Raw genomic sequence first — 12,405 nt, 5'->3', positions numbered from 1 at the left:
AAAAGAAATAAATAAGGAGAAAATCATGTCAAATATTTACGATAGTGCAAACGAACTCAGTCGCGGTCTACGCGAACTGCCAGAATATAAGGCTGTTAAAACAGCTAAAGATGCGATTGCAGCAGATGCTGAGGCAAGCAAAATCTTTACAGAATATGTTACTTTCCAAGAGGAAATTCAAAGATTAGCGCAGACAGGTCAAATGCCAGACGCTTCCTTCCAAGCTAAGATGGAAGGATTTGGCAAGCAGATTCAGGGGAACAGTCTCTTGTCAGAATTCTTTACCAAGCAACAACAATTGGCCATTTACCTTTCTGACATTGAAAAAATTGTTTTCGAACCAGTTTCAGAATTGCTAAAATAAGAAAATAACTATCATAAAGTCAGGAATTTTTAAGGAATTTCTGGCTTTTTATGATAAAATAGGTAAAAGTATTGCAAGTATGAGGTCCAGTATGAAACTAAAAACAAACATTCGCCACTTACATGGCAGTATCCGAGTTCCAGGTGACAAGTCTATCAGCCACCGTTCCATTATCTTTGGAAGTTTGGCTGAGGGTGAGACAAAGGTTTATGACATTTTAAGGGGCGAGGACGTGCTCTCAACTATTAAAGTTTTCCGTGACCTTGGTGTTGAGATTGAGGATAAAGATGGGGTTATTACCATTCAAGGTGTCGGTATGGACGGCCTAAAAGCTCCGCAAAATGCCCTTGATATGGGAAATTCTGGCACCTCGATTCGCCTGATTTCAGGTGTCCTTGCTGGTGCAGACTTTGAAGTAGAAATGTTTGGAGATGATAGTCTTTCCAAACGTCCTATGGATCGTGTGACGATTCCACTGAAAAAAATGGGCGTTAGTATTTCAGGGCAAACCGAGCGAGACCTGCCTCCCCTTCATTTAAAAGGGACGAAAAATCTAAGACCTATTCATTATGAGTTGCCAATTGCATCTGCCCAGGTTAAGTCAGCCTTGATGTTTGCGGCCTTGCAGGCTCAGGGGGAGTCAGTTATTATTGAAAAAGAGTGCACCCGTAATCATACTGAAGATATGCTGCAACAATTTGGTGGCCATTTAAGTGTGGACGGTAAGAAAATCACAGTCCAAGGGCCACAAAAATTGACAGGACAAAAGGTGGTCGTGCCAGGAGATATTTCCAGTGCAGCCTTTTGGTTGGTCGCAGGTTTGATTGTTCCGAATTCTCGTGTAGTGCTGCAGAATGTGGGTATCAACGAAACGCGCACCGGTATTATCGATGTCATTCGTGCCATGGGTGGAAAACTAGAAATAACTGAAATTGATCCAGTCGCTAAATCTGCTACCTTAACTGTTGAGTCTTCTGACTTGAAAGGAACAGAGATTGGTGGTGCCTTGATTCCACGCTTGATTGATGAATTGCCAATTATCGCCCTACTTGCGACCCAAGCCCAAGGTGTAACAGTTATCAAGGATGCTGAGGAACTTAAGGTCAAGGAAACAGACCGTATTCAGGTTGTGGCAGATGCCTTAAATAGTATGGGAGCAGATATTACTCCTACGGCAGATGGGATGATTATCAAAGGGAAATCAGCCCTTCACGGTGCTAGAGTCAATACGTTTGGAGACCACCGTATCGGTATGATGACAGCCATTGCGGCCCTTTTGGTGGCAGATGGAGAAGTGGAGCTTGACCGTGCAGAAGCTATCAATACCAGTTATCCTAGCTTCTTTGATGATTTGGAGAGCTTGATTCATGGCTAAGGTGTTATTAGGCTTTATGGGGGCTGGCAAATCGACTATTGCAAGAGGCTTGGACCCAGATTATCTCGATATGGATGCTCTGATAGAGAAGCGTTTAGGCATGTCCATTGCGGAATTTTTCGCGGAAAAGGGAGAAGAAGCCTTTCGTCAGATAGAATCAGAAGTCCTAGCTGATTTACTACAAAGAGACCAAGTTGTGTCAACTGGTGGAGGAGTAGTCATTTCTCAGCGAAATCGTGACTTACTAAAGACAAATTCTGATAATATCTACCTGAAAGCTGATTTTGAAAGCCTCTACCACCGTATCGCAGCTGATAAGGAAAATCAGCGTCCGCTTTTTCTAAATAATAGCAAGGAAGAACTTGCAGCTATTTTTCAAGAAAGACAGGCTTGGTATGAGGAAGTAGCTAGTCGGGTTTTGGATGTGACCGAGTTAAGCCCAGAGGAAATTATAGAGGAACTGAGATGAAAATTGCTTATCTAGGTCCCAAGGGATCATTTTCACACCATGTTGTGCAGACAGCTTTTCCTCATGAGGAATTGCAGGCCTTTGCCAATATTACAGATGTCATCAAGGCCTATGAGCAAGGCTTGGTGGACTATTCTGTGGTGCCAGTTGAAAATTCTATCGAGGGTAGTGTTCATGAAACCTTGGACTACCTTTTTCATCAGGCTCGCATTCAAGCAGTGGCAGAAATTGTTCAGCCTATTCATCAGCAGTTAATGGTGGTTCCGGGTCATACTAAGATTGAAAAGATTTTTTCTCATCCACAGGCCTTGGCTCAAGGAAAGAAATTCATCGATGAACAGTATCCAGAGGCTCAAATCGAGGTGACTGCTAGTACAGCCTATGCGGCTCGCTATATTTCCGAACATCCAGACCAGCCCTTTGCAGCAATTGCACCTAGAAGTTCTGCTGAAGAATATGGCTTAGAACTGATTGCCGAGGATATTCAGGAAATGGAAGCTAATTTCACACGTTTCTGGGTTCTGGGAGCTGAAGGTGCAGCTATTCCCTTGCAAGCACAAACTGAGAAAATGACTTTGGCCCTGACCTTACCTGACAACCTTCCAGGTGCACTCTACAAGGCTCTTTCGACCTTTGCTTGGCGAGGAATTGACCTGACAAAAATTGAAAGTCGGCCACTCAAGACAGCACTGGGTGAATACTTTTTCATTATCGATATGGACTATACTGATAAGGACTTGGTTCACTTTGCCCAAAAAGAACTAGAAGCCATCGGAATCCAGTATAAAGTTCTGGGTGCCTATCCTATTTATCCAATATCAGACCATGGAAAGGAGAGAAGATGAGTAAAGAAAATCCTCTCAGTCATCATGAAAAATTACGTTATGATTATTTGCTAAAAAATATTCACTATCTCAATGAGAGAGAAAAAAATGAGTTTGCCTATTTGCAAGAAAAGCTAACTCTTGCTAGGGTAAATAGTAGTTCCAGCTTGGAACAAGAAAGAGAAGAGCAGGTTGACTTACCAAGCTATGCAAACCGGAGTCGCTCACAATACAAATCACAAGCACTCTCTTCCCCTCCCAAAAAGAAAAGACGGAAGCTCCGTCTTAAACGCATTTTTATGGTGATTTTTTCACTTCTGGTCTGTGTGGCTTTAGCCATGGTATTCATGTTTTTGCGTGGTTACCAAGATGCTAGCGCAAAGAAAACTGCTGATGCCAAGGCAGCACAGGTTCAAGTCTTTAATGGTCAGGACACTAGAGATGGGGTTAATATTTTGATCATGGGGACGGATGGTCGAATCGGCCAAAACAGTGCTGAGACGCGGACGGACTCTATTATGGTATTAAATGTCGGGGGCTCAGATAAGAAAATGAAGCTAGTCAGCTTCATGCGTGATAATTTGGTTTATATAGACGGTTATAGCCAAGTCATTAACGGTAGAAAACAGACGGATAACAAGTTAAACGTAGCCTATGAGTTAGGAGAACAAGAGGGGCAAAAAGGGGCAGAAATGGTTCGCCAAGTCTTGAAAGATAATTTTGACTTGGATATTAAGTACTACGCCTTGGTCGATTTTCAGGCCTTTGCCACAGCGATTGACACGCTTTTCCCTGATGGGGTGACAATTGATGCTCAATTTTCAACATTGAATGGGCGTCCACTAACAGAAGCTACAGTCGGAGATGATTTACACGCTACTGAGACTGAGTCTCCAACCCAAACCATCAAAGTCGGAAAACAGCAGATGAATGGCTCGACCCTACTCAATTATGCTCGTTTCCGTGATGACGATGAGGCGGATTACGGCCGTACCAAAAGACAGCAGCAAGTTTTAACAGCAATTTTAGAGCAAATTAAAGATCCCACTAAACTTTTCACTGGTTCTGAAGCTCTTGGAAAGGTTTTTGCTATGACCTCAACCAACGCACCCTATACTTTCCTCCTAACAAACGGTTTATCTGTTTTGGATGGAGCAAAAAATGGTATTGAAAAATTGACGATTCCAGAACTGGGTGACTGGGTAGATGCCTATGATGTTTATGGAGGCTTGGGCTTGCTGGTTGATCAAAACAAATATCAAACCAAGCTCGCTCAAATGGGCCTGAGATAAGATAATACTCAATGAAAATCAAAGTGTAAACTAGGAAGCTAGCCGCAGGCTGCTAAAAACACAGTTTTGAGGTTGTAGATAAGACTGACGAAGTCAGTTACCTACACCTACGGCAAGGTGAAGCTGACGTGGTTTGAATAGTATAAGACAGAAAAATCAAAGTTTGATAGCTATTTATCTAGCAGTCAGGCTTTGATTTTTTTACAGTCTGCAATAGATTTTCACCCCCTATTTGTGGTATAATGAAACGATACGATAGAAAGAATAATGAACAATATGACTGATTTAAAAGCAATTCAGGCTCGTAGTCTGGAGATGGCTGAATATTTTGTGGCCTTTTGTAAAGAACATGATCTACTTTGTTACCTCTGTGGAGGGGGTGCTATTGGTGCCCTTCGAAACAAGGGCTTTATTCCTTGGGATGACGACCTAGACTTTTTTATGCCTCGTAAAGATTATGAGAAATTAGCAGAATTATGGCCTCGTTATGCAGATGAACGTTATTTCTTGTCAAAGAGTAACAAGGATTTTGTCGACCGCAATCTTTTTATTACCATTCGTGACAAGGAAACTACCTGTATCAAACCTTACCAGCAGGATTTAGAATTGCCACATGGTCTGGCCTTGGATGTGTTGCCTTTGGATTATTATCCTAAAAATCCAGCTGAGCGGAAAAAACAGGTTCGTTGGGCCTTGATTTATTCTCTTTTTTGTGCGCAAACTATTCCAGCAAAACATGGCGCACTTATGAAGTGGGGAAGCCGTATTTTACTGGGGTTGACTCCAAAATCTATTCGTTATCGCATTTGGAAAAAAGCTGAAAAAGAAATGACCAAGTATGGTCTAGCTGATAGTGATGGAATCACGGAATTATGCTCGGGTCCTGGTTACATGAGAAATAAGTACCTAATCGAATCTTTTGAGGATAATCTTTTCTTGCCATTTGAAGAGACAGAGATGCCCATTCCAGTTGGATATGATGCCTATCTCAGCACTGCTTTTGGAGACTACATGACACCTCCGCCAGCAGATAAGCAGCTACCACATCATGATGCTGTCATCGCTGATATGGATAAGTCTTATACAGAATACAAGGGAGAATATGGTGGCTAAGAAAAAAATCTTATTTTTTATGTGGTCTTTTTCTCTCGGAGGCGGTGCAGAAAAGATTCTGTCTACCATTGTTTCAAATCTGGATCCAGAAAAGTATGATATTGATATTCTTGAAATGGAGCACTTTGACAAGGGATACGAATCTGTTCCCAAGCATGTAGGCATTTTAAAATCTCTTCAAGATTATCGCCAAGCTAGATGGTTACGAGCTTTTTTGTGGAGAATGAGAATTTATTTTCCAAGACTGACTCGTCGTTTGCTTGTAGAAGATGATTATGATGTTGAAGTTTCCTTTACCATTATGAATCCACCACTGTTGTTCTCTAAAAGAAAAGAAGTCAAGAAAATCTCTTGGATTCATGGAAGTATCGAAGAATTTCTTAAGGATAGCTCCAAAAGAGAATCACATAGACGCCAGTTGGATGCTGCGAATACCATTGTAGGAATTTCAAAAAAGACCAGCAATTCTATCAAGGAAGTCTATCCAGATTATGCTTCTAAATTACAGACAGTCTACAATGGATATGATTTTAAGACTATTTTAGAAAAATCTCAAGAGAAGATCGATATCGAGATTGCTCCTCAAAGTATCTGTACCATCGGACGGATTGAGGAAAATAAGGGTTCTGACCGTGTGGTGGAAGTGATACGGTTATTGCACCAAGAGGGGAAAAACTATCATCTCTATTTTATCGGGGCTGGTGATATGGAAGAGGAACTGAAAAAACGAGTTAAAGAGTATGAGCTTGAAGACTATGTGCATTTCCTTGGTTATCAAAAAAATCCATACCAGTATTTGTCTCAGATGAAGATCCTCTTGTCTATGTCTAAACAAGAAGGTTTTCCTGGGGTGTATGTGGAGGCCTTGAGCCTTGGAATCCCTTTTGTCTCTACGGATGTTGGAGGTGCTGAGGAACTATCCCAAGAAGGAAGATTTGGACAAATCATTGAGAGCAATCAAGAGGCAGCTCAGGCAATTACGAACTATATGACTTCTGCCTCAAACTTTGATGTCGATGAGGCTAGTCAATTCATTCAACAATTTACAATTGCCAAACAAATCGAACAAGTAGAAAAACTATTAGAGGAGTAGCATGGAAACTGCATTAATTAGTGTCATTGTGCCAGTCTATAATGTGGCGCAGTACCTAGAAAAATCGATAGCTTCCATTCAGAAGCAGACCTATCAAAATCTGGAAATCATTCTTGTTGATGATGGTGCAACAGATGAAAGTGGTAGCTTGTGTGATTCAATCGCTGAACAAGATGATAGGGTGTCAGTGCTTCATAAAAAGAATGAAGGATTGTCACAAGCACGAAATGATGGAATGAAGCAGGCTCATGGGGATTATCTGATTTTTATTGATTCAGATGATTATATCCATCCAGAAATGATTCAGAGCTTATATGAGCAAATAATGCAAGAAGATGCCGATGTTTCGAGCTGTGGTGTCATGAATGTCTATGCTAATGATGAAAGCCCACAGTCAGCCAATCAGGATGACTATTTTGTCTGTGATTCCCAAACATTTCTGAGGGAATACCTCATAGGTGAAAAAATACCTGGGACTATTTGCAATAAGCTAATCAAGAGACAGATTGCAACTGCCCTATCCTTTCCAAAGGGATTGATTTACGAAGATGCCTATTACCATTTTGATTTAATCAAGTTGGCCAAGAAGTATGTGGTTAATACTAAACCCTATTATTACTATTTCCATAGAGGGGATAGTATTACAACCAAACCCTATGCAGAGAAGGATTTAGCCTATATTGATATCTACCAAAAGTTTTATAATGAAGTTGTGAAAAACTATCCTGACTTGAAAGAGGTCGCTTTTTTCAGATTGGCCTATGCCCACTTCTTTATTCTGGATAAGATGTTGCTAGATGATCAGTATAAACAGTTTGAAGCCTATTCCCAGATTCATCGTTTTTTAAAAGGCAGTGCCTTTGATATTTCTAGGAATTCAATTTTCCGTAAGGGGAGAAGAATTAGTGCTTTAGCCCTATTCATAAATATTTCCTTATACCGATTCTTATTACTGAAAAATATTGAAAAATCTAAAAAATTACATTAGAACGGGGGTGAACAAGTGATTGATGGAAAACGATTATTATTTAGTTTGACCATAGTCAGCTATGCCTTGACGCTAGTAAGTGGAATTGTGTATCTGTTTAATAATAACAATGTTAGCTTGCTTTCTACTTTATTGTTCTTACTGGTTAGTAGCTTAATTGCTTGTTGGAATGATATCAAGTATTACTTAATCCATTTTATTTTCTATTTAACTATTTTTGTCTTTCTGGTATCAAGACCGACCATTGATTATTTTAGGGATGGCGCCCTGGATACCTATCATCCCATAGCCTATCGTTTTGCCTTTATAGTTGTCATGGTTTCGATATTGGGATTGACCACAGGAGGTGTCCTGGCTCGTTACTTCATAGCTAGAAAGAAAATAAAAGTAGCAAATATAGGAAATTCTCTGAAAGAGGTTTATATCAAGCGGTTACGCTTTGTATCGCTAGGAGTTTTTCTTCTCACCTATCCTTTCTATTTCATTCGGTTATTCGAACGGCTCCTGTATCGCTTGCAGACTTCCTACTATGCCTACTATGCAAATTTTGAAAGTAAACTGCCTTATTTTACCTACATTTTGTCTACCTTTACGGTCTATGCAATGTGTATGTATCTGGCAACCAAGCCAAAGAAATTGCAGGCCACAGCAGTGCTTGTCTCCTTTATTGCAGCTAATACCATTCATTTGGCAATCGGGACACGAAATCCCTTTATTTTAAGTATTCTATTTGCTTTTGTTTATTACTTTATGCGGGAGCAAACAGAAAAGGGAAAATGGATTGGGTTTAAAGAAAAGTTAGCGATTTTTGTAGGTTCTCCTATTCTCATGTTAGCGATGGGAGTGCTCAATTATGTGCGGGATAATGTCCAGGTTTCCCATACAGGTTTCTGGGATATCCTGCTTGACTTTATCTATAAACAAGGGACTAGTTTTGGAGTTCTGGCTCGAGGTTTTCTATTTAACAGTAGCCTACCTTACAGAGATTTCCGTAATTTTACTTTTGGTCCTGTCCTTGATTATTTTGCAAGGGGAAGTTTGGGGGCCATTTTCGGAGGAAAAGCCTTTGAACATACAACCAATAGTGTGGAGCTAGCTATTGATAGTAATAGTTATGCCCACAATTTGTCCTATCTTGTTTTGAACAAGGAATATTTAAAAGGACATGGTATCGGAAGTAGCTATATTATGGAGTTGTATACCGACTATGGTATGATAGGAGTCTTTCTACTTAGTCTCTTGCTCGGTATGCTATTCATAGCCATGCTGCAAGTAGCCTATCGCTCAAGGACAATCTTATTTGCCTTGTCCCTACTCATCTTGAATAATTTATTCTTTATGCCAAGAAGTAGCTTTTCAGAAAGTTTCTTCAATCTATTTACAATGCAATTCTGGGGAATTGTTCTTGTGATTATATTTGTAGCAAAAATGCTTACAAAAGAGAACCAGTATCTACTCAACAAAGGAGAAAAAAATCATGTTTGAACATTATTCAGTAGCTGATTTATTTGCAAATCTTTACAAAAAACGAAAAGTAAATATTTTAGCTCTCATCGTTTTATTTGCTCTCATTGCTGTACCATTTACAATTAAAGCAGTTAGGAATAAAAACACTGTCAAAGATACAACAAGTTATTCAACTTATCTTAGCTATAAAATCACTCCTCCAGAAGATTCAGCTAAAACGATTTTGAATCATCAAATTGGTGGTTATAGTGATTTTTATGGGAAATTGATTGATGGGAATTTGAATGGAGCTTATCTTTTCAATGATGTAGAACCCAGTGAGTTGAAAAAAATTGCCAGTGAATTAGACACGACAGAAACAACCTTGAAAAATTCAACGAATGACTATTGGTGGAAAAAATTGACCGTCTACTATATGATTGACGATGCAGGGGTTGGTGTGAAAATTTTGACATCAAGTAAAGATGCCAATGACTTGTTAGAGCGAAAAATTGATGGATTGATTGAGAAATTTAAACACACTTATGCAAATGTGAAAATTGAAAAATTGGAAACCATCAACTCTAAAGAATTGAATGCAAATGGTGAAACAGCGCTTGGCTTAAATGTGAAGAATCTGATTCTTCGTTTAGTTGTTATTGGAGTGGTTTGTGTGATTTTGGTTGTGATGGGAAATGTGTTAGTTTATCTCTTTAATCCAACAATCAATAGAGCAGGTGATTTTTATCAGTATCAAATTGATTTTGTAACAGAGATTACAACAATTGCTAACCTAGCAGATGTTTTGTCATACAAAAATGCTGGACAGGAATTGACCATCGTTAGCTCAAATAAAGCTATCCTAGATAAATTGAAACAGAGTCAAGAGGCTTTAAAAGGAATGCATTTTGTCGATTTACAGGATGTATCATCTCTTTTGGAAAGAGATACAGTCCTTCTTGTTGAAGAATATGGAGTAACTCGTTATAAGAAATTTGAGCAAAGTCTTCAAATTCTCAGAAACTTAAATCGTTCTATCCTCGGTGTAGCAACCTTTAAACTATAAGCTTTCTGATGTATTAGGTCTTCAAAGTCGGCTAAGAGCCGATTTTGAAGGCTTTTTCTATCTGTCTGCAGAAATTTTCTTTTGGAGTCTCCTATAGAAATACCCTAGGGAAAATCTATCCGTATAGAGGAGCCTTCTTTTGATAAAATCGTAAAAATCTAGTATAATAGATAGAACTGAAAGTATGAGGTTACTAGCAATGAAAATGAAACAAATTAGTGATACAACTTTGAAAATCACGATGTCTTTAGAGGATTTGATGGATCGTGGAATGGAGATTGCTGACTTTCTTGTTCCTCAAGAAAAAACAGAAGAGTTCTTTTATGCTATCTTGGATGAGTTAGAGATGCCTGATAGCTTTCTGGATACAGGCATGTTGAGCTTCCGTGTGACTCCAAAACCTGATAAGGTAGATGTCTTTGTAACCAAATCAAAGATTGACCAAAATCTAGATTTTGAAGACTTATCGGATTTACCAGATATGGAAGAATTGGCTCAAATGTCTCCAGATGAATTTATCAAAACCTTGGAAAAAAGCATCGCAGAAAAGACTAAAGATGATATCGAAGCGATTCAATCTCTAGAGCAAGTTGAAGCCAAGGAAGAAGAGCAGGAACAGGCTGAACAAGAAGTTGAAAGTAAGAAAGAGCCTTACATCTATTACATCCTTTCTTTTGCTAAGTTGGCTGAGTTGGTGGCTTTTGCCAAGACAGTGACTTTTGAGATGGAAACTTCTGAACTCTACAAGATGAATGAGCGCTATTATTTGACTATTTTAGTGGATATTGAAAATCATCCAAGTCCATATCCAGCTTGGCTGTTGGCTCGTATGCGTGAGTTTGCGGACGATAGTGACATCAGTCGCTCGGTCTTGCAAGAGTATGGTCAAGTCTTGATGAATCACGATGCAGTACTTAATCTGCAAAAGATTGGATAATCATTTCTGGAAAGCTATTTCTAGATTTCGAGAAGAGCGAATCGTCTGATTCGTTTTTTCTTTTTATACTGAAATAGTGATTTACTATAATAGGAATTTTCACAAAATTCTGTTATAATGGCTATATCAGAAAATTTCGAGGAGACAAACATGACAGTTAAAATTGCTTTACTAGGATTTGGTACCGTTGCAAGTGGTGTGCCTTTCCTCCTAAAGGAAAATGGAGAAAAAATTAATCAATCAGCACATTCAGAGATTGAAGTTGCTAAGGTGTTGGTCAAGGATGAAGATGAAAAGAATCGCTTGCTTGCAGCAGAGAATGATTTTAATTTTGTAACCAATGTGGATGACATTTTGTCAGACCAAGACATTACGATTGTAGTGGAATTGATGGGGCGTATCGAACCAGCTAAGACCTTTATCACTCGTGCCTTGGAAGCTGGAAAGCACGTTGTTACTGCTAACAAGGACCTTTTGGCTGTCCATGGTGCAGAATTGTTAGAAATCGCTAAAGAGAATAATGTAGCACTTTACTATGAAGCAGCAGTAGCTGGTGGGATTCCAATTCTTCGCACTCTAGCAAATTCCTTGGCTTCTGATAAAATCACGCGTGTGCTTGGAGTAGTCAACGGAACTTCCAACTTCATGATGACCAAGATGGTGGAAGAAGGCTGGTCTTATGATGATGCTCTTGCGGAAGCGCAAAGACTTGGTTTTGCAGAAAGCGATCCGACAAATGATGTAGATGGGATTGATGCAGCCTACAAGATGGTTATTTTGAGCCAATTTGCCTTTGGTATGAAGGTTGCCTTTGACGATGTAGCCCACAAAGGAATCCGCAATATCACACCAGAAGATGTGGCTGTAGCCCAAGACCTTGGCTATGTAGTGAAATTGGTTGGTTCTATCGAGGAAACTCCTTCAGGTATTGCTGCAGAAGTGACTCCAACCTTCCTACCTAAAGCGCATCCACTTGCCAGTGTGAATGGGGTAATGAACGCTGTCTTTGTAGAATCTATCGGTATTGGTGAGTCTATGTATTACGGACCAGGTGCTGGTCAAAAACCAACTGCAACAAGTGTTGTAGCAGATATTGTCCGTATCGTTCGTCGTTTGAATGATGGTACCATTGGCAAAGACTTCAACGAATATAGCCGTGACTTGGTCTTGGCAAATCCTGAAGATGTCAAAGCTAATTACTACTTCTCAATCTTGGCTCCAGACTCAAAAGGTCAGGTCTTGAAATTGGCTGAAATCTTTAATGCCCAAGATATTTCCTTCAAGCAAATTCTCCAAGATGGAAAAGATGGTGACAAGGCGCGTGTTGTTATCATCACACACAAGATTAATAAAGCCCAGCTTGAAAATGTTTCAGTTGAATTGAAGAAGGTTTCAGAATTCGACCTCTTGAATAGCTTCAAGGTGCTAGGAGAATAAG

12 protein-coding genes are annotated in these 12,405 nt (G+C 39.6%); all 12 read left to right on the top strand.

Annotated features, from left to right (window positions below):
- The first annotated feature begins 25 nt into the window (after window positions 1-25).
- The 12 genes from DSY56_RS04475 (at window position 26) to DSY56_RS04420 (ending at window position 12,404) form a co-directional block, all read left to right on the top strand.
- Window positions 26-364: a YlbF/YmcA family competence regulator gene (locus DSY56_RS04475; RefSeq protein WP_107945031.1), complete on the top strand. Its 339-nt coding sequence runs from the start codon at window positions 26-28 to the stop codon at window positions 362-364.
- A 91-nt stretch (window positions 365-455) separates the two neighbouring features.
- Window positions 456-1,739, top strand: a complete 1,284-nt coding sequence (gene aroA / locus DSY56_RS04470; RefSeq protein ID WP_112444084.1) for a 3-phosphoshikimate 1-carboxyvinyltransferase — start codon at window positions 456-458, stop codon at window positions 1,737-1,739.
- Window positions 1,732-2,208: a shikimate kinase gene (locus DSY56_RS04465; protein WP_112444082.1), complete on the top strand. Its 477-nt coding sequence runs from the start codon at window positions 1,732-1,734 to the stop codon at window positions 2,206-2,208. Before aroA ends, DSY56_RS04465 begins: the two co-directional genes overlap by 8 nt.
- On the top strand, window positions 2,205-3,053 hold the full coding sequence (pheA, locus tag DSY56_RS04460; RefSeq protein ID WP_112444080.1) for a prephenate dehydratase: 849 nt from the start codon (window positions 2,205-2,207) through the stop codon (window positions 3,051-3,053). The genes DSY56_RS04465 and pheA overlap by 4 nt, the downstream gene beginning before the upstream one ends.
- Entirely contained in the window at window positions 3,050-4,324 is a 1,275-nt protein-coding gene (gene psr, locus DSY56_RS04455; RefSeq protein WP_112444078.1) for a polyisoprenyl-teichoic acid--peptidoglycan teichoic acid transferase Psr, read from the top strand. Before pheA ends, psr begins: the two co-directional genes overlap by 4 nt.
- Window positions 4,325-4,591: 267 nt before the next feature.
- Complete coding sequence (locus DSY56_RS04450) at window positions 4,592-5,437, top strand: LicD family protein (protein WP_112444077.1); 846 nt, start codon at window positions 4,592-4,594, stop codon at window positions 5,435-5,437.
- Window positions 5,427-6,530, top strand: a complete 1,104-nt coding sequence (locus DSY56_RS04445) for a glycosyltransferase (RefSeq protein WP_173214124.1) — start codon at window positions 5,427-5,429, stop codon at window positions 6,528-6,530. The genes DSY56_RS04450 and DSY56_RS04445 overlap by 11 nt, the downstream gene beginning before the upstream one ends.
- Before the next feature lies 1 nt (window position 6,531).
- A complete protein-coding gene (locus tag DSY56_RS04440; protein ID WP_112444073.1) occupies window positions 6,532-7,518 on the top strand; it encodes a glycosyltransferase family 2 protein in 987 nt (328 codons plus the stop codon).
- Between the two features lie 15 nt (window positions 7,519-7,533).
- Window positions 7,534-9,003, top strand: coding sequence for an O-antigen polysaccharide polymerase Wzy family protein (locus DSY56_RS04435; RefSeq protein WP_112444071.1), 1,470 nt, complete (start codon window positions 7,534-7,536; stop codon window positions 9,001-9,003).
- Complete coding sequence (locus tag DSY56_RS04430; protein ID WP_112444069.1) at window positions 8,996-10,030, top strand: prephenate dehydratase; 1,035 nt, start codon at window positions 8,996-8,998, stop codon at window positions 10,028-10,030. Before DSY56_RS04435 ends, DSY56_RS04430 begins: the two co-directional genes overlap by 8 nt.
- 199 nt (window positions 10,031-10,229) lie before the next feature.
- On the top strand, window positions 10,230-10,967 hold the full coding sequence (gene mecA, locus DSY56_RS04425; RefSeq protein WP_112444067.1) for an adaptor protein MecA: 738 nt from the start codon (window positions 10,230-10,232) through the stop codon (window positions 10,965-10,967).
- Between the two features lie 150 nt (window positions 10,968-11,117).
- On the top strand, window positions 11,118-12,404 hold the full coding sequence (locus DSY56_RS04420) for a homoserine dehydrogenase (protein ID WP_112444064.1): 1,287 nt from the start codon (window positions 11,118-11,120) through the stop codon (window positions 12,402-12,404).
- The last annotated feature ends 1 nt before the right edge of the window (window position 12,405 follow it).

It is taken from the genome of Streptococcus sp. 596553, from assembly GCF_900411395.1.
GTDB classification, from domain to species: Bacteria; Bacillota; Bacilli; order Lactobacillales; family Streptococcaceae; genus Streptococcus; species Streptococcus mitis_BA.
The sequence above is the reverse complement of the archived record's forward strand: the minus strand, read 5'-3'. Positions and strand labels throughout refer to the sequence as shown.